Origin of the sequence: Pseudomonas sp. CAM1A (assembly GCF_047501685.1) — a bacterium.
Taxonomy (GTDB): domain Bacteria; phylum Pseudomonadota; class Gammaproteobacteria; order Pseudomonadales; family Pseudomonadaceae; genus Aquipseudomonas.
This window is the reverse complement of record NZ_JBFNXP010000008.1, coordinates 289795-307662: the sequence shown is the minus strand read 5'-3', so window position 1 is coordinate 307662 and position 17868 is coordinate 289795. Positions and strand designations below refer to the sequence as shown.

Genomic DNA, 17868 nt, shown 5'->3' with positions numbered 1-17868 from the left:
AGTGTTTTCACCCCACAGCAGAAATACAGTCCTCAACTGCCGTTGCTATCGATCAAAAAATATTGATTGGGATCGACTAAACTACCACTATCCAATGCGTAGACAAATTCCAGCGAAAACGAACACATCCATTGACTGAGCACCTGTACAACGGCGTAGCGATCTGACGCAAGATATTCCTTGCTAAAGAAACTAATTTTTGATTTATTCTTATACAACGAAAGCGTTAGCTCATAGCCAATCAACGATTCATTTTCTTCGGATGGACGGCACCACACATCTATTACTGACTTTATTTGCCTCCGCTCATCAACGCTGTGCTCACAGAGCGCATAGAATACATCAGCAGCAAAAAAATTCTCACGCGCCAACATCTGCTCAAGCGGATTTTCTATATCTTCCAAGACACCCGGATCGGCATCGATAATATTATTCTTCACTAGATTCCAGCCCCCCGGAACCTGCAAAGTCATCAGAGGATAGGTTAGCGCCAGACGCTGAACAATATTCATTTTTTTAACTTCAGATAATTAAAGTAGTCGGCTTGTGAGATTGGGTGACCATGAAACTCCGGCGACGGCGAATTGGTCACCTCAACCCGCACATACTGTGTTGGCTTCCCATTATTGTAGCCAATTGGGGCGCCTGCATCGTGCACATAGTAGGAAGAACCTTTGCTACCCATGTCGATTTCAACCCCGTGGCGCAAGGCTGACTTCTCTACTTTATTTCTGAATGCCGTGACCTGGCGAGCTCCCGAGCCATCAGCCAGATCTTTGCTCCAGTACTGCGCCGCACCGCCTCTTGAGGAAAGACTTTGGGCTTGTGCTTGGCTGCCAGCCTTGGTGTGCTTCCCGTACGTAGCGGAGCGTGAGTGATGTCGATTTCGACGACCAAGTTTTGCACACCCAGCTGCTAAACCCAGCGGATCTACCCAGCCAACAGGATTCGGGGCGTACTGATAAAGGTTAATCCCGCCAGCCAACCCAATCGGGTCCGGCTGCGTGAACCGTCCGATATCCGGATCATAAAACCGAAACGTGTTGTAGTGCAGCCCCGTCTCACGATCCAGATACTGGCCCTGAAACCTGAGGTTCTGCTCTTCGATGAAATGCGCCTCACGCACCTCCTGCAGAGTATTGCCCCAGACCTGATAGCGCGCCTGCCAGACCGCTTCGCCACTGTCATCCGTCAACTGTTCGGGCAGGCCATTGAGATCGTTATGGTAGTAGCGCACCTGCTGGTGCTGCCCGGTACCGTCAACTCGCGCCAACGGTTCGTGACTGTCTTCAACATACAGGTACAGGCTGGTCTGGCTGTATCGGTGCTCCTGCAGCAAGCGCAGGCCATCCCAGGTAAAGCGGGTCTGGTCGAGCAGATTGCCCTGATCGTCATATTCGCTTTTCTCGACACGCCGCCCGAGCGGGTCGTAGCGCATGTTCAGTATCCGTTCGCGCCCACCGTGCTGGCTGCGCACCTGGACCAAGCGGTGCTCGGCGTCGTAGCTGAAGCGCTGGATACCACGCCGGCTGCTGCGTTTCTCGATCAGGCGGCCGAAGCCGTCGTAGCGATAGCGCTTGTCCTGGTAGGTGAGCAAACGGTTATGGCGCACCAGGCCGATGCCGGCTTGCGGCCCATCGAGCAGGTTGGCGGCGGCGTCGTAGGCGAAGGTTTCGCTTTGGCCCTGGCCGGCGTCCTGGCTGGCCATGATTCGGCCGCTGGAATCGTAGTGCAGCAATTGCTGGTACTGGCTGCCGGGCTGCTGGTTGAAACGGCCGATCAGGTTGTCTGCCGGGTCGAAATCGAAGCGTTGCTGTACCGCGGCCGGCAGTTGCGGCGGCTGGTGGCTGGGGCGGCGCAGGCGTGAGCGCAAACGGCCGCTGCGGTCGTACTCGCTGCAGGTGCTGATTTGGCCCTGGATGCGTAGCACTTCACGGTGCAGGCGGTCGCGTTCGAAGTCGCTGATCACCTTGCCGTCGAAATTAACCTGATGCAGGTGGCCGCTGCCGTAGTACAGGCGGTTGAGCCAGCGGCCATCGGGCAACTGGGTCTGGGTCAGGTTGCCGAGTTCGTCATAGCGATGCTTGAGCACACCATTGGCACTGTGTTCTTCAACAAGCTGGCCAAAAGAATCATAAGCGAAGGCCAGTTGTTCGCTGTTGCCCATGTTGTCAGTGACGCTCACCGCCGTCAGTTGATCGAGAGGGTCATAAGCGTATGAAGCAAGACCATCATCGGTATGCCTGGCGATCAACCGCCCCGCCGCATCCCGCTCCAGCTTATGGGTGATTGGTTGCTGATGACTGCCATCCGGCGCTGGGATGAATTGCACCTGGCGGATCTCATCGAGCGCGTCATAACAAAGGCGCTTGGCACTGCCATCCAGATTCTGCTGCAGCGTCAGACGATCCCCCAGGTCCCAGGCAAACCGGTAACTTTCACCATTTTCATTGGTCAGGGCCTGAAGACGGCCGTAGGCATCATAGGCAAGCTGTACGTTGCGGCCATGGGCATCGATTCGCTCGCATACCTGACCACGACGGTCATGGCGGTAATGAGTGGGATGCCCGGCCAGGTCGATGTAACGCTCCAGCAGACCGTGCGCATTGTGCAGGTAGTGTTCACTGCGGCCGTCGGGCAGCACCCTTTTGAGCAGCCTACCCTTATGGTCGTACGAATACTCCATGCGTTCGCCGAGGGCATCGGTGACCGCCTGCAGATGCCCGCGCCGGTCATAGCTGAAGCGGGTCGGGTACCCCGAACAATCGACCCGTTCAATCAGCAGGCCCAGTTCGTTCCAGCGCAGGTGCCTGTGCTTGCCCGCCGCATCGATGATCTCCACCACCCGGCCGCGTTCGTCATGGCGGTAGCGGGTGGTGTGGCCCAGCGGGTCGGTTTCGCTGCTGCAGTTGCCGCGCTGGTCATAGCGATAGCTCCAGCGCTTGCCGGCCTTGTCGGTCTGTACCCGGGGCAGCGACCAGTGTTCCAGCCACTGGGTCGCCTCGCTGCGCCCCAGTGGGTCGATGCTTTCGCAGAGGTTGCCGGACTCATCGTACAGATACTGCCATTGCCCGCCCTGCGGGTCGGTGGCGGCCAGCAACTGGCGTTCGTCGTTCCACTCGAAATGCCAGGTGTGGCCGAGGGCGTCGGTGTACTGGGTGATCTGGTACTGCGGGTTCCAATAGCGCGTGCTGACCCGCTGCAAACCGTCGGTGACCCGGGTGATGCCAGCCTCGGTGTCATAGTCGAAACAGTACTCGTCACCGTCATCGGTCCAGTGCCGGGCCACGCGCCAGTCGTCTGCAGCACGAGCCCATTCATAGAAGCAGCGCAGGCCGCTGGGCAGCTGGTGTTCGACCATGCGCCGGCCCTGGTCATAGGCGAAGCGCCGTTGCACCTGGCCGCTGGCGTCGCGGACTTCGGCCAAGTCGCCGTTGCTGTCATAGGCATAGCTGGCCAGCAGTTCGTTCGACTCGTCGCTGTACCATCGCTCGATATGGCTGACCCGGGCTGGCCATTGGCTGCTATAAAGCAACTGCACCTGGACCACATCGAAGGTATCGCGCAGCCTGAGCAAGCGACCGTTGCTGTCGTAGTCCAGGTAGATGCGGTTGTCGTTGCGGTCACCCAGTTGCGCCAGGCGCAGGCGCTGCGGATTGTTCGGGGTGGGCTGGAACAGGCGATAGAGACCGTCGACACTTTCGATCAGCAGCTCGCCGTTGTACGCGCGACGCACGCTGAGGCCTTCGCCGGCGCTGAACACGGCATCACCACGGGGGATATGGCCCATGTCGACGACCCGTGCCTGTTCGTCGGTGAACAGCAGGCGCTCGCCGCCTTCAGGATGCGCTTCGATAGCGACGAAGACTTCGTAATCGACGCTCCAGCCGGCACCGAACAGGCCGTCGCGGCGTTCATCCCGGCTGTTGTAGTAGCGCTGCCAGTCCAACGGGATCAAGCCCGGAAGGCTGAAATCAAGCTCGGCTTCGCCGCTCAACAGTTTGGCGCCAGTGGGGCTGTGGACCGGGTTGGGTGAGCCGGCGATGGCGCTGGTGATCGCGCCGGTCACCTGGCTGGTGACCGCGCTGCCGATGCCGCCAATCACCATGCAGCCGAACTTGCTGTAGAACTTGCCGCCACGCCCGCGCAGCATCATCAAGGCGGTAATCGCCAGGCCGATGCCCGGGGTCTTGCCGCTGCGAATCTCGCGGACCACGATCGAGTCACCGCCGATGCGCACATTATCGGAGACCAGCCCGGCGTCGACGATCACCGCCTCGCAGGTGCTGCGATCGCCGCTGCGACAGGCCGGATGACCGTTGATGGTGACCTTGCTCGAGCCTTCGGCCAGGTATTGCGGCGGCATCGGCGGATGCTTGCTGCAGAGGATCTTGTCGTCCTCGGCAGGCTCGGTGTTCGGCGCCGGGCTGGCGACCGTAGGCCGCCACATCTGTGAGAAAAAGCCCTTGGCCATGTCGAGGAAGCTTTCTTGCTCCTCCTCGGCCGGCGGCTGAGCCGCGTCGCTGCCGACGGGCGCGGCGGCGGCAACGATGACGCCGGCAGCGCGTGCGGCCGGTTTGCCATTGGTGTGGGTATTCTTCGAGCCGGTGAGGATGTTGGCTTGCACCGAGGGCGGGAACAGGAAGTTGCCGATGCCCTCGCATAAACTGCTCAAGCCCTTGTCGGCCCCGGTCTTGCTCATGACCACGCCGACCACGATGCCCACCACCGCGCCGAGCACGAAGCAGCCGAGGCCGCCGGTGACCACGGTCAGACCCAGCGCCGCAGTGACCGCCGCGGTGGCCAGCACACCGATGGCGACGTTGGCGGCCACTTCCAGCACGCCGCTGACGATGTCGGCCATCATCGAGGTGTGCATCAACGCATCGCCCTCGCGGGCGGCCCACAGGGCGTCAGACATTACTGACCGGCAACGGCACGGCTGCAGGGCACTTGAACCTGGTCATGCTTGATTTCCATATCGAGCGCTTGAGGTGTCGAAATCTGCTGGATGATCGCCCGAGCGTCAACCCCGAGGGTGATGCAAAGCGTGTAGTTCCTGCAGCCGCGCGCGGGCCACATGGGTGTATATCTGCGTGGTGGACAGGTCGCTGTGGCCCAGCAGCATCTGCACCACGCGCAGGTCGGCGCCATGGTTGAGCAGGTGGGTGGCAAAGGCGTGGCGCAGCGTGTGCGGCGACAGCGGCTTGTCGATGCCGGCCACCCGCGCGTGGTGCTTGATGCGGTGCCAGAAGGTCTGGCGGGTCATCTGCTCGCCGCGCAGGCTGGGGAACAGCACGTCGCTGGGGCGTCCGCTGAGCAGCTCGGCACGGCCATCGCGCAGGTAGCGCTCGATCCACACCACCGCCTCCTCGCCCATCGGCACCAGGCGCTCCTTGCTGCCCTTGCCCATCACCCGCAGCACGCCCTGACGCAGGTTGACCTGGTCCAGGGTCAGGCTGACCAGCTCGGTCACACGCAGGCCACAGGCATAGAGCACTTCGAGCATGGCGCGGTCGCGCTGGCCAATCGCCTCACCGCGATCCGGCGCTTGCAGCAAGGCCTCGACATCGGCCTCGGACAGCGACTTGGGCAGTGGCCGGCCCAGTTGCGGCATGTCCACCTGCAAGGTCGGATCAACGCCGATCATCCGTTCGCGCAACAGATAACGGAAAAAGCCGCGCACCCCGGACAGGAAGCGCGCGGTGGAACGAGGCTTGTAGCCTTGGTCGAAGCGCCAGGCCAGGTGATCGAGGATCAGTTCGCGGCCGGCATCGGGCAACAGTACGTGCTTGTCCTGCAACCAGCCGTTGAACAGGGCCAGGTCGCTGCGATAGGAGGCGCGGGTGTTGTCGGACAGGCCTTTTTCCAGCCAGAGGGCGTCGAGAAACTGGTCGATCAAGGGGTGGTCTAGGGCGGGCATGCGAGGCTGCTGCATCAGCGATAGAAGGTGGCCAAGTGTTTCATAGCGGGCTACAGGTTGTCTGTACTGGCCTCATCGAGGGACAAGCCCGCTCCCACGCAATCCAGCCCCGCAATAACGCACCTCAAGCCAACGGCAGCACCGGCACAGGACGCTTGTCCTCGTCGATGGCGACGAAGCTGAACACACCATGGATCGCCCGCTCGCGCCCATCGAGGTACATGTTCTCGACGAACACATCCACCTGCACCTGCAGGCTGGTGTTGCCGACCTTGATCACCGTCCCCACCAGCTCGACGATCGAGCCTGCCGGAATCGGGTGCTTGAAATCGATGCGGTCGGTGGACACGGTCACCAACGGCAGCCGGCAGAAGCGGGTGGCGGCGATGAACGACACTTCGTCCATCCACGCCAGGGCGGTGCCGCCAAACAGGGTGTTGTGGTGGTTGGTGGTGTTGGGGAACACCGCCTTGGTCACGCGGGTCACCGACAGTTCGGTGCGGCGCTGGATTTCCTGGTCTCGGGTTGTCATCTCGGAGTCACATCGCAAAGGCAAGATTCAAGACGCAAAAAAGCAGCCCGAAGGCTGCTTTTTCTCGCACGGGGCCTAGGCCACCGGACAAACTGCACTCAGGACAGTTTTTCCTTGATGCGAGCTGCTTTACCGGACAGGTCACGCAGGTAGTACAGCTTGGCTTTACGCACGTCACCACGACGTTTCACGGCCAGGCTGTCGATCTGCGGGCTGTAGGTCTGGAAGGTACGCTCTACACCAACGCCGCTGGAGATCTTGCGCACGGTGAAGGCGCTGTTCAGACCGCGGTTACGCTTGGCGATAACGACGCCTTCGAACGCCTGCAGACGCGAGCGGTCGCCTTCCTTCACTTTAACCTGGACGACAATGGTGTCGCCTGGTGCGAAGGTCGGGATCTCTTTGCTCATCTGCTCGGCTTCGAGCTGCTGGATGATCTTGTTGGTCATGCTGTGCTCCTAAGATGGATAACGCGATCCACCATCGATACGTTTAACTATCGTCCCGCTCGCGGAGGTATTCCTCGAGCAGCTTCTTCTCTTCTCCAGAAAGCGAGCGACTTTCCAGAAGATCGGCGCGTCGTTCGAAGGTCCTACCAAGGGACTGCTTCATCCGCCATCGCCGGATATGTGCATGGTTGCCACTAAGCAACACGTCGGGTACACGCTGATCCGCATACACCTCGGGTCGGGTGTAGTGCGGGCAATCCAGCAGACCGTCGGTGAAAGAATCTTCCTCCGCCGAGTCCACATGCCCTAAAGCTCCGGGCAGCAGCCGCGTAACCGCATCGATCAGTACCATGGCCGGCAGCTCGCCACCGGAAAGCACATAGTCGCCAATCGACCACTCCTCATCGACATGAGCCTCGATAAAGCGCTCGTCGATACCTTCATAACGGCCGGCGATCAGGATCAACGATTCCTGTTCGGCCAAGCCTTTGACCGCCTGCTGGGTCAGCTTGCGGCCTTGTGGCGAAAGGTAGATCACCTTTGCCGCAGCTCCGGTCGCCTGCCTGGCGCTAACCAGGGCGTCTTCCAGAGGCTTGATCTTCATCACCATGCCCGGACCACCGCCAAACGGCCGATCATCCACGGTGTGGTGGCGATCTGTGGTGTAGTCCCGTGGGTTCCAGCAGGTCACTTGCAGCAACCCCTGTTTCACCGCACGGCTGGTAATGCCGTACTCAGTGATGGCCGAGAACATCTCGGGGAACAACGTGATGACTTCTACGCGAAGGCTACCCATCGTCTAGAAATCCGCGTCCCATTCGACTCGCATCACACCGGCCTGCAGGTCGATTGCCAGCACGCATTGCTCCGTATAGGGCAACAGACGCTCGCGATCATCCAGGCTGCCTGTGCAAGGCTTGACCACCATTACATCGTTCGCACCGGTCTCCAACAGGTGATCGATCGTGCCGAACAGCTGTTCGTCCTGATTGATGACCTTCAGGCCTTCCAACTGGTACCAGTAGTACTCGTCGGCTGCCAGGTTGGGCAAAAGGCTCCGCGCAATGCAGATTTCGTAACCGCTCAGAAGCCGGGCTTCGTCACGATCCTCGAGGCCTTTCAATTTCACGACCAGGCCCTTTTGGGAGCCACGACCGCTGACCAGCTCGACCTGCTTTACCTTGCCTTCATGCCGAAGCGTCCAGCGCGGATAATCCAACAGGTTTTCAATCGGATCGGTAAAGGAATACACCTTCACCTCGCCGCGAACGCCGTGAACCGAAAAAATCTTGCCAACGACGATGAGGTCATCAGCCTTTTCTGGCGTCGCGTTCATACTGCTCAGGCTGCAGCCTTGGCAGCTTCCTTCAGCAGCTGAGCAACACGCTCAGACGGCTGTGCGCCCTGGCTCAGCCAGTAGGTGACGCGCTCTTGGTTGACCGACAGCTTGACTTCGGCGCCCGATGCGATCGGGTTGAAGAAGCCAACGCGCTCAACGAAACGGCCGTCACGGGCGTTACGCGAGTTGGTCACGGTCAGGTGGTAGAATGGGCGCTTTTTCGAGCCGCCACGGGCCAGACGAATGGTTACCATGTGAACATCGTTCCTATAGTCGGTGCTGCAAAACTGAATGCCCAATGGGCACACGGGTGCCCAAAAGGCCGCATATTCTCGGGGAATACACGGACATTTGCAAATGCCTTTTTCGGCGAGCGCTTGACCCACCGTTCAGATCTGCCGGTTAAGCCGCCATTTGGCGGCGCTGTTCCCGCCGAAGCGGGGGCTGGGTGACTGTCCTCATATAAAGACAGCCGCCCGAATTCGCTTACATCTTGGGCATGCCACCACCCGGCAGCATCCCGCCGAGGCCGCGCATCATCTTGGCCATGCCGCCCTTGGCGGAGAATTTCTTCATCATCTTCTGCATCTGCTTGTGCTGCTTGATCAGCCGGCCGATGTCCTGCACCTGGGTGCCGGAACCGAGGGCGATGCGGCGCTTGCGCGAACCGCTGATCAGGTCAGGGTCGCGGCGCTCGGCAGGGGTCATGGAGTTGATGATCGCTTCCATCTGCTTGAACTGCTTCTCGGCAGCGCCCTGGGCGTTGCCCATCTGCGACAGGTTGACGCCACCGATGCTCGGCAGTTTGTCCATGAGGCCACCGAGGCCGCCCATGTTCTTCATCTGTTGCAGTTGATCGCGGAAGTCTTCGAGGTCGAAGCCCTTGCCCTTCTTCAACTTCTTGGCCAGTTTGTCGGCCTTTTCCTTGTCGATGTTCTGCTCGGCCTGCTCGATCAGGCTGAGCACGTCACCCATGCCGAGGATGCGCGAAGCGATCCGGTCAGGGTGGAACGGCTCGAGGGCTTCGGTCTTCTCGCCCATGCCGATGAACTTGATCGGCTTGCCGGTAATGGCGCGCACCGACAGGGCGGCACCGCCACGGGCGTCACCGTCGACCTTGGTCAGCACCACGCCGGTCAGTGGCAGCGCATCGCCAAAGGCCTTGGCCGTGTTGGCCGCGTCCTGGCCGGTCATGGCGTCGACCACGAACAGGGTTTCGATCGGCTTGACCGCGGCGTGCAGGGCCTTGATCTCGTCCATCATGTCGGCGTCGACGTGCAGACGACCCGCGGTATCGACGATCACCACGTCGATGAACTTGAGCTTGGCTTCGCGGATCGCCGCTTCGGCGATGGCCACCGGCTTCTGGCTGATGTCGGACGGGAAGAAGGTCACGCCGATATCATTGGCCAGCGTCTCGAGCTGCTTGATCGCCGCCGGACGGTAGACGTCGGCCGACACCACCATCACGCTCTTCTTCTTGCGCTCTTTCAGGTGGCGCGCCAGCTTGCCGGCGGTGGTGGTCTTACCCGCGCCCTGCAGGCCGGCCATCAGCACCACGGCCGGCGGGGCGGCGTTGAGGGTCAGCTCTTCGTTGGCCGCCCCCATGAGGCTTTCCAGCTCGGCCTGGACGATCTTCACGAACGCCTGGCCCGGGGTCAGGCTGCGCGACACTTCGGTGCCGACCGCACGTTCCTTGATGCTGTTGACGAAATCCTTGACCACCGGCAGGGCGACGTCGGCCTCGAGCAGGGCCATGCGCACTTCGCGCAGCGTGTCCTTGATGTTGTCTTCGGTCAGCTTGGCCTTGCCGGTGACATGGCGCAGCGTCTGTGACAGGCGGTCGGTCAGGTTTTCGAACATGGTGATCCTTTCAGGCCCAGTGAAGCCGAGATTTTTCAGGCGCCCAGGTGGAAATGCACACGCGCTGGGCACAACAAGGCGGCGATTATAGCGGAGACTGGGATAGACGCACACCTCGCGCTGGACCACCGGCCAAACATGCAGCTCATGCCAGGCTGCCCCACACCGGGTTCGTGGGGGCGGGCTTGCCCCGCGATTGATACGCAGTCTTCCTTGCCTACCGCGATCTATGCCAAACTCCGTCCCTTTAGGGCTTGCACGCCAGGACTTATGTTCTCTTCACCCAGCCTCATACCCAACCTGCTCGCCGCCTTCCTTTATCTGGCCGCGACCGTCTACCAGGCCACCGGCCTGGCCCGTGGCGCCCGTGCCGACAAACGGCTGCTTGGCCTGCTTGGCACCCTGGCGGTCGTCGCCCAGGGCGGTGCCCTGTTCTTCCAGCTGATCACCCCGCTGGGCCTGAGCCTCGACTTCTTCAGCGCCGCCAGCCTGATCGCCGTGGCAGTGATCGGCCTGACCCTGCTCGCCTGCTTGAGCATCCCGGTGGAAAACCTGCTGGTGCTGCTGTTCCCGCTCGGCGCGGTGACCGCACTGCTGGCCCAGTTCGCGCCACCCGGCACGGTGCCGCTGATCAACGAAGAGCCGGGCATCCTCGCCCATATCCTGCTGTCGATCCTGGCCTACGGCCTGTTCACCATCGCCGTGTTCCAGGCCCTGCTGCTGTTGCTGCAGGACCACCAGCTCAAGCACAAGCACCCGTCCGGGCTGATCCGCAACTTCCCGCCGCTGCAGACCATGGAAAGTCTGCTGTTCGGCTTCCTCTGGGCCGGCTGGGGGCTGCTGTCGCTGTCACTGCTCTCCGGCTGGCTGTTCCTCGACAACCTGTTCGCCCAGCACCTGGTGCACAAGACGCTGCTGGCCTGTGTCGCCTGGATTGTCTTCAGCGTACTGCTGTGGGGCCGCACCCGCCTCGGCTGGCGCGGTCACAAGGCGATCCGCTGGACCCTGGCTGGCTTCTGCCTGCTGATGCTGGCCTACTTCGGCAGCAAGCTGGTCCGCGAATTCATCCTGCACATCTGACGGCCGCCCATGGACACTCTGCCGTACGCCCCGCTGCTCGGCATCATCGCACTGGCCCTGCTGTGGTCGGCGCTGTTCACCGCGGTAGACTGCGCCCGCCAGCAGCTCAATGGCCACGGCGCCCCGACCCTGCCCGCCCAGGGCCTGGTGCTCGGCGCCAGCCTCGGCAAGTTGCTGGTGCTGGGCCTGGCCTGCCTGATTGGCCAGCGCTACAACGGTGAACACGGTTTCTGGCTGGCCGGCCTTGGCGCCAGCTTCACCCTGCTTGTGCTCGCCGACTACCTGCCGCGCCGCCTGGCGCGCCGCAACCCGCAAGCCTTCCTGGACCTGGGCGGCAACCTGCTGAAATTGCCGCTGGCGCTGCTGCAGCCGCTGGGCTGCCTGCTCGATGGCTGCGCCAAAGTGATCCTGCGCCCGTTCCGTGTGCAACCCACCGCGGTGGCACTGCACCCGCAGCAGGGCGATGCATTCGACGAAGACGAGCCTGCCGAGACCAGCCAGCACGGCCTGCTGGAGGGCCTGCAGGCGCTGGACAAGATCACCGTCAACGACATCCTGGTACCGCGTAACGAAGTAGATGGCATCAACCTCGACGATCCCATCGAGCGGATCATCGAGCAACTGATCATCAGCCGTCACACGCGCCTGCCGGTCTATCACAACGACATCAACCAGGTCGAAGCCGTCCTCAACACCAAGCTGATCAGCCACCTGCTGCCGCGGGCAGAGCTCACCCTGGAAAAACTCCAGGCGGCCTGCTACGAGCCCTACTTCGTGCCCGAAAGCACACCACTGCAGATGCAACTGCTGAATTTCCACAAGCAGCAGCGGCGCATGGGCGTGGTGGTGGACGAGTATGGCGAAGTCCTGGGCATCGTTACCCTTGAAGACATTCTCGAAGAGATCGTTGGCGAGTTCGAAGACGAGCAGAGCCTGGAAAACCCGCATGTCCACCCGCAGCCCGATGGCCGCTTCGTCATCGAAGGGACGGCTTCGCTGCGCGAGATCAACCGCACCCTGGGCTGGCATCTGCCCTGCGACGGCGGGCCGAAAACCCTCAACGGCCTGGTCACCGAGGCGTTGGAAAGCATTCCGGCTAGCGCGGTTTGTTTGAAAATTGGCAGGTATCGGCTGGAAATCCTTGAAACAGAGGATAATTGTGCAAGCAAAGTACTGGTCTGGACACTGACTCGCTAGCTATACTCAGGCCACGCTTACCCAGCCCTGCCGCCCCGCCCGCTACCCGCACCCGGCGTCCGACGGCCAGTCCGCACCACTGACACGCCCCGCGGTCCTGCTTCAGCACCCCGAACAGCAACCGCCTACCGCCTATCCCCTGGGCTATCGTCAGTCGCGCGACCAACAACAATACGCTCCGGCTCCCGTGTGCCCGCCACATGGGCCGTGCCCCATGGAGCATGACTGTCAGGGACCTTCGCATGACTACCAGCAGCACCTACGCCGAACCTGCCTCGGCAGCCCCGGTCAACTCGCCTGCCCGGGTGGCCACCGCCAGCTTCATCGGCACCGCCATCGAGTTCTACGATTTTTACGTCTACGCCACCGCCGCCGCGCTGGTGATCGGGCCGGTGTTCTTCCCGTCCGGTTCCGGTACCGCGCAAATGCTGGCGGCCTTCCTTACCTTCGGTATCGCCTTCCTCGCCCGGCCCCTGGGATCGGCGCTGTTCGGCCACTTCGGCGACCGTATCGGGCGCAAGTCGACACTGGTCGCCTCGCTGCTGCTGATGGGCGTGTCCACCACCCTGATCGGCGTGCTGCCCGGGTATGACAGCATCGGCGTATGGGCACCGATCATTCTCTGTGTGCTGCGCTTCGGCCAGGGCCTGGGACTGGGCGGCGAATGGGGCGGCGCGGCATTGCTGGCCACCGAAAACGCTCCTGAGGGCAAGCGCGCCTGGTTCGGCATGTTCCCGCAGTTGGGCCCGTCTATCGGCTTCCTCGCCGCCAACGGCCTGTTCCTCACCCTAGCCTTGGTGCTCAGCGACGAGCAGTTCCGCGAATGGGGCTGGCGCATTCCGTTCCTGCTCAGCGCCGCACTGGTGCTGGTCGGGCTCTATGTGCGCCTGAAACTCGAGGAAAGCCCGGTGTTCGCCAAGGCCGTGGCCCGCCAGGAGCGGGTCAAGATGCCAGTGATCGAGCTGTTCTCCCAGTACTGGCTGCCGACCCTGCTGGGGGCTGCGGCGATGGTGGTGTGCTACGCGCTGTTCTACATATCCACGGTGTTCTCGTTGAGCTATGGCGTGTCCACTCTGGGCTACAGCCGTGAAACCTTCCTCGGCCTGCTGTGCTTCGCCGTGGTGTTCATGGCCCTGGCCACGCCCCTGTCGGCCTGGCTGAGCGACCGTTACGGGCGCAAGCCGGTGTTGATCGCCGGCGCGCTGCTGGCCATCGCCTCGGGCTTTGCCATGGAGCCACTGCTGACCTCGGGCTCGACCACCGGGGTGGCGTTGTTCCTGAGCATCGAGCTGTTCCTGATGGGCGTTACCTTCGCCCCGATGGGCGCGCTGCTGCCGGAGCTGTTCCCAACCCATGTGCGCTACACCGGCGCTTCGGCGGCCTACAACCTGGGCGGCATCGTCGGCGCCTCGGCGGCACCGTTCTTTGCCCAGAAGCTGGTGAGCATGGGCGGCTTGAGCTGGGTGGGAGGTTATGTGTCGGCGGCGGCGGTGATCAGCCTGATTGCCGTGTTGTGCCTGAAAGAAACGCGTAATACCGAGCTTTGAGTCAATCGCGGGGCAAGCCCGCTCCCACGCCAGGCTGATACTGGCGTGGGAGCGGGCTTGCCCCGCGATCGTTGCAGATCAGAACTCGACCTTGACCGCCTGCGAAGCCCGGGTCGCCTTGGCCCGCGCCGCCTCGACCGATTCGTCACGCGCCAGGCACACGCCCATGCGCCGAGTACCGTTGATCTCCGGCTTGCCGAACAGGCGAATGGCGGTATCCGGCTCGCTCAGGGCGGCGCCCAGGTTGGCGAAGCTGGTCTGCTGCGACTGGCCCTCTGGCAGGATCACCGCCGACGCCGACGGGCCGAACTGGCGCACCACCGGGATCGGCAGGCCGAGGATGGCCCGGGCATGCAGGGCGAACTGCGACAGGTCCTGGGAAATCAGGGTCACAAGGCCGGTGTCGTGCGGGCGCGGCGACACTTCGCTGAACCACACCTGGTCACCCTTGACGAACAGTTCCACACCGAACAGGCCACGGCCGCCCAGCGCGTCGGTGACCGCCTGGGCCACACGCTGCGACTCGGCCAGCGCCTTCGGGCTCATGGCCTGGGGCTGCCACGACTCCTGATAGTCGCCTTTCTCCTGGCGATGGCCGACCGGCGCGAGGAAGGTGGTGCCACCGACATGGCGCACGGTCAGCAGGGTGATCTCATATTCGAAGTCGATGAAGCCCTCGATGATCACCCGCCCCTTGCCGGCACGACCGCCTTCCTGGGCGTAGTCCCAGGCTTTGCGCAGGTCATCGGCGCTGCGCAGCAGGCTCTGGCCCTTGCCGGACGAACTCATCACCGGCTTGACCACGCACGGGTAGCCCAGGTCGGCCACCGCCTTGCTGTAATCCTCGAAGGTGTCGGCGAAATGGTACGGCGAGGTTGGCAGGTCCAGCTCCTCGGCAGCCAGGCGGCGAATACCTTCGCGGTTCATGGTCAGCTGGGTGGCGCGGGCGGTGGGGACGACGTTGAAGCCTTCGTTTTCCAGCTCGACCAGCGTGGCGGTGGCAATGGCCTCGATCTCGGGGACGATGTAGTGCGGTTTTTCCGCCTCGATCACTGCGCGCAGGGCCACGCCATCGAGCATGTTGATCACGTGGCTGCGGTGCGCGACCTGCATCGCCGGCGCATTGGCATAGCGGTCCACGGCAATCACCTCGACGCCCAGGCGCTGCAGCTCGATCACCACTTCCTTGCCCAGCTCGCCGCAGCCACACAGCAGTACACGGGTCGCGGTAGGCGACAGTGGGGTTCCGATACGGGTCATTTCAGGTCCTCGAAGGCGTCCGGGGCCGCGCCACGCTGGCTGCCGCCCGCTGAAAAATGGACCGGTATTCTACATCAGGATGTGGCCACCGCGCGCCGTGCCCGCCAGGCCATGATCAACCACACCGCCGTGACCCCGGCGAACTTCGAGGCCATCGCCGTGCCGATCACCGCAGGCGTCAAGGCGCCGATCATGCCGAAGAAGATGAAGGTGTCCACCGGGATGCTCAGCGCCGAGCTCAGCCACAGGCGGTCGCGCAGGGGCCGGCGGGTAACGCTGAACACCAGCCAGTCGATCAGCTCGGAGACGAAGAACGCGGTAGCGCTGGCCAGGGCGATGGCAGGCTCGGAGGTGATATAGGACAGCACCAGCGCCACCAGCATGGCCAGCAACGCGCCATGGCCGTAGCGGGTCTGCACCATGTCGCGCAGGATGAACACCAACCCGCCCCAGGCGGACCAGATCACGTCCAGGTGCGGCGCACTGGAGAAGGCGAAGTTGATCAGCACCACGCTGCTGATGTAGGCGATGAGATAGAACATGGTCTGTGTTTTCGGAGGGCCAGCCGCACAGATTAGCGCCGGCACCCGTGCGGGACAAGCCCGCGCCACGGGCGCCGGTTCTACAGGCCGATGATCAGCCCCGCCGCCACCGCCCGCTCATGGCAGCGCTGCAACACCACGCGCCGCTCGGCATTGTCCATGCGCCCCCAGCGAGTGATCTCGCTCACCGTGCGCTGGCACCCGGTGCAGATATCCTGCTCGTCCAGCGCGCAGACATTGACACAGGGCGAGGCCACGGGCCGCTCGTCACTCATCGTCGCTCACCAGGTCACGGGCATAGCGCTGGGCATTGTGCACATAATGAGCGGCGCTGGCCTCGAGCATGCGTTTCTGCTGCTCGGTCAACTCGCGCACCACCTTGCCCGGCGAGCCCATCACCAGCGAGCCATCGGGTATCTCCTTGCCCTCGGGGATCAGCGCGTTGGCGCCGATGATGCAGTGCTTGCCAATACGCGCCCCGTTGAGGATCACCGCATTGATGCCGACCAGGCTGTAGTCGCCGACCGTACAGCCATGCAGCATGGCGTTGTGGCCGACGGTCACCCCGCGACCAAGGGTCAGCGGCGAACCCATGTCGGTGTGCATCACCGTGCCATCCTGGACGTTGCTGTCTTCGCCGATGTCGATCAGCTCGTTGTCGCCGCGCAGTACCGCGCCGAACCATACGCTGGCCCGGGCCTGCAGACGCACCTTGCCGATCAGCATGGCAGTGGGCGCGGCCCAGCTCTCGGGATGGGCTTCGACGCGCAGGTCGCCCAGGCGGTATTTCATGTGTCGCTCCTCACGGTTGAACGCCAGTGGCGGGGTGTGCCCCGCTCAGTTCTCGATGAAACGCTCGGGGGGCTGGTGCAGGCTGATGCCAGCGTCGAACAGCAGGTTGACCAGTTCGACGATCATGATCGCCGAAAGCCCCCAGATCTTGTAGTCGCCGTAGCGGTAGCTGGGCACGTACCAGCTGCGGCCCTGGTAGTCGATGCGGTGGGTGTGCTCGCGGGGGTCCTGGCGGAAGAACGCCAGCGGCACACTGAACACGGCGGCGATTTCCGCGTCGTTGGCGCGGTACTCGACATAGTCCGGGATCAAACCGACGAACGGCGTCACCTTCAGGCCATGCAGCGAGATCAACGGGCTGAGCGGGCCGATCACCTCGACCAGCCCGGGCGGCAGGCCGATTTCCTCCTCGGCTTCGCGCAGGGCCGTGAACACCAGGTCTGGGTCCTCCGGGTCGCGCCGCCCGCCCGGGAAGGCGACTTCACCGCCGTGGGTGGACAGGCCCTTGGCGCGCAGGGTCAGCACCAGCTCCGGCTCCTCGCTGCGGGTAATGGGCAGCAGCACCGCCGCTTCTGGGAAACGGCGATCCGTCTCCGGTGACGCGGGGGTATGGTTGCTCATTCGGCGAAGAAGCTCGTCCAGCATTACGCACTCTCGTGTCCAAGGCCTGCCCTGCATGATGCACCAAAGCCGCGAGGCACCCAAGCCCCGCCCGCAGGCCGCTTGCGGTAAGCGGGCCGGGCGCGCCAAGATAGCCCGACCCCACTGGAATGAATGAAAGCATGAAATTCTGCAGCGCGTGCGGCCAACCGGTCACCCAGCGGATCCCCGAAGGCGACAGCCGCCTGCGGTATGTCTGCGACCATTGCCAGACCATCCACTACCAGAACCCCAACATCGTTGCCGGAGTACTGCCCACCTGGGGTTCGCAAGTGCTGCTGTGCCGGCGCGCCATCGAGCCGCGCCGGGGCTTCTGGACCCTGCCCGCCGGGTTCATGGAGAACGGCGAGACCCTGGACGCCGCCGCCCGTCGCGAAACCGTCGAGGAAGCGTGCGCGCGGGTCGGCGAAACCAGCCTGTACCAGTTGTTCGACCTGCCGCACATCAACCAGGTGCACGTGTTCTTCCGCGCCGAACTGGCCGATCTTGACTTCGCCGTGGGTATCGAGAGCCTCGAGGTGCGCTTGTTCGAAGAGCATGAGATCCCCTGGCGCGAGCTGGCTTTCCGCACCGTCACACGCACACTAGAATGCTATTATCGCGACCGCGTCAGGCAGCACTACCCGATAGGCCATGAATACCTGCCGCCGATGAACGTCACGTCGTCCACCACCTAAGTTTTCA

Annotated in this window: 18 protein-coding genes; 4 read left to right on the top strand and 14 right to left on the bottom strand. The window is 62.8% G+C overall.

The window, feature by feature from the left end; translation table 11 throughout:
* Nucleotides 1–32: 32 nt before the first annotated feature.
* From ABZO33_RS19005 to ffh, 9 genes are all read right to left on the bottom strand, one after another.
* Entirely contained in the window at nucleotides 33–512 is a 480-nt protein-coding gene (locus tag ABZO33_RS19005) for a hypothetical protein (protein WP_414537256.1), read from the bottom strand.
* Nucleotides 509–4921, bottom strand: coding sequence for an RHS repeat-associated core domain-containing protein (locus ABZO33_RS19000; RefSeq protein ID WP_414537255.1), 4413 nt, complete (start codon nucleotides 4919–4921; stop codon nucleotides 509–511). The genes ABZO33_RS19005 and ABZO33_RS19000 overlap by 4 nt, the downstream gene beginning before the upstream one ends.
* Nucleotides 4922–5026: 105 nt before the next feature.
* Complete coding sequence (gene xerD, locus ABZO33_RS18995; protein ID WP_414537254.1) at nucleotides 5027–5923, bottom strand: site-specific tyrosine recombinase XerD; 897 nt, start codon at nucleotides 5921–5923, stop codon at nucleotides 5027–5029.
* A 124-nt stretch (nucleotides 5924–6047) separates the two neighbouring features.
* Complete coding sequence (locus ABZO33_RS18990) at nucleotides 6048–6455, bottom strand: acyl-CoA thioesterase (protein WP_023629813.1); 408 nt, start codon at nucleotides 6453–6455, stop codon at nucleotides 6048–6050.
* Nucleotides 6456–6553: 98 nt separating this feature from the next.
* On the bottom strand, nucleotides 6554–6904 hold the full coding sequence (rplS, locus tag ABZO33_RS18985; protein WP_023629812.1) for a 50S ribosomal protein L19: 351 nt from the start codon (nucleotides 6902–6904) through the stop codon (nucleotides 6554–6556).
* A gap of 43 nt (nucleotides 6905–6947) precedes the next feature.
* The gene (trmD, locus tag ABZO33_RS18980) at nucleotides 6948–7700 is read right to left on the bottom strand and encodes a tRNA (guanosine(37)-N1)-methyltransferase TrmD (RefSeq protein WP_023629811.1); all 753 of its coding nucleotides are present in this window, start codon (nucleotides 7698–7700) and stop codon (nucleotides 6948–6950) included.
* A 3-nt stretch (nucleotides 7701–7703) separates the two neighbouring features.
* A complete protein-coding gene (rimM, locus tag ABZO33_RS18975) occupies nucleotides 7704–8240 on the bottom strand; it encodes a ribosome maturation factor RimM (protein ID WP_023629810.1) in 537 nt (178 codons plus the stop codon).
* A gap of 5 nt (nucleotides 8241–8245) precedes the next feature.
* A complete protein-coding gene (gene rpsP, locus ABZO33_RS18970) occupies nucleotides 8246–8497 on the bottom strand; it encodes a 30S ribosomal protein S16 (RefSeq protein WP_011535318.1) in 252 nt (83 codons plus the stop codon).
* Between the two features lie 232 nt (nucleotides 8498–8729).
* On the bottom strand, nucleotides 8730–10106 hold the full coding sequence (gene ffh / locus ABZO33_RS18965; protein WP_023629809.1) for a signal recognition particle protein: 1377 nt from the start codon (nucleotides 10104–10106) through the stop codon (nucleotides 8730–8732).
* Between the two features lie 270 nt (nucleotides 10107–10376).
* Here ffh and ABZO33_RS18960 point away from each other — a divergent pair, with 270 nt between their 5' ends.
* From ABZO33_RS18960 to ABZO33_RS18950, 3 genes are all read left to right on the top strand, one after another.
* Nucleotides 10377–11186 carry an inner membrane protein YpjD gene (locus tag ABZO33_RS18960; protein WP_414537253.1) on the top strand — a complete coding sequence of 270 codons (810 nt, stop codon included), beginning with the start codon at nucleotides 10377–10379 and terminating at the stop codon, nucleotides 11184–11186.
* Nucleotides 11187–11195: 9 nt separating this feature from the next.
* Nucleotides 11196–12383, top strand: coding sequence for a transporter associated domain-containing protein (locus ABZO33_RS18955; RefSeq protein ID WP_414537252.1), 1188 nt, complete (start codon nucleotides 11196–11198; stop codon nucleotides 12381–12383).
* A gap of 242 nt (nucleotides 12384–12625) precedes the next feature.
* A complete protein-coding gene (locus ABZO33_RS18950) occupies nucleotides 12626–13930 on the top strand; it encodes an MFS transporter (protein WP_367858057.1) in 1305 nt (434 codons plus the stop codon).
* A gap of 78 nt (nucleotides 13931–14008) precedes the next feature.
* Here ABZO33_RS18950 and purT read toward each other — a convergent pair whose 3' ends face one another.
* From purT to ABZO33_RS18925, 5 genes are all read right to left on the bottom strand, one after another.
* Nucleotides 14009–15190 carry a formate-dependent phosphoribosylglycinamide formyltransferase gene (purT, locus tag ABZO33_RS18945; RefSeq protein ID WP_414537251.1) on the bottom strand — a complete coding sequence of 394 codons (1182 nt, stop codon included), beginning with the start codon at nucleotides 15188–15190 and terminating at the stop codon, nucleotides 14009–14011.
* A 74-nt stretch (nucleotides 15191–15264) separates the two neighbouring features.
* Nucleotides 15265–15732 (bottom strand): VUT family protein, encoded by a 468-nt coding sequence (locus ABZO33_RS18940; RefSeq protein WP_023629807.1) that lies wholly within the window; start codon nucleotides 15730–15732, stop codon nucleotides 15265–15267.
* 80 nt (nucleotides 15733–15812) lie between these two features.
* A complete protein-coding gene (locus tag ABZO33_RS18935; RefSeq protein ID WP_046854365.1) occupies nucleotides 15813–16007 on the bottom strand; it encodes a DUF1289 domain-containing protein in 195 nt (64 codons plus the stop codon).
* Nucleotides 16000–16524, bottom strand: coding sequence for a gamma carbonic anhydrase family protein (locus ABZO33_RS18930; protein ID WP_414537250.1), 525 nt, complete (start codon nucleotides 16522–16524; stop codon nucleotides 16000–16002). Before ABZO33_RS18930 ends, ABZO33_RS18935 begins: the two co-directional genes overlap by 8 nt.
* A gap of 45 nt (nucleotides 16525–16569) precedes the next feature.
* Nucleotides 16570–17169 carry a CoA pyrophosphatase gene (locus ABZO33_RS18925; RefSeq protein ID WP_046854363.1) on the bottom strand — a complete coding sequence of 200 codons (600 nt, stop codon included), beginning with the start codon at nucleotides 17167–17169 and terminating at the stop codon, nucleotides 16570–16572.
* 137 nt (nucleotides 17170–17306) lie between these two features.
* On the opposite strand from ABZO33_RS18925, the gene ABZO33_RS18920 reads away from it, so the two are divergent.
* Nucleotides 17307–17861 (top strand): NUDIX hydrolase, encoded by a 555-nt coding sequence (locus ABZO33_RS18920; RefSeq protein WP_046854362.1) that lies wholly within the window; start codon nucleotides 17307–17309, stop codon nucleotides 17859–17861.
* The last annotated feature ends 7 nt before the right edge of the window (nucleotides 17862–17868 follow it).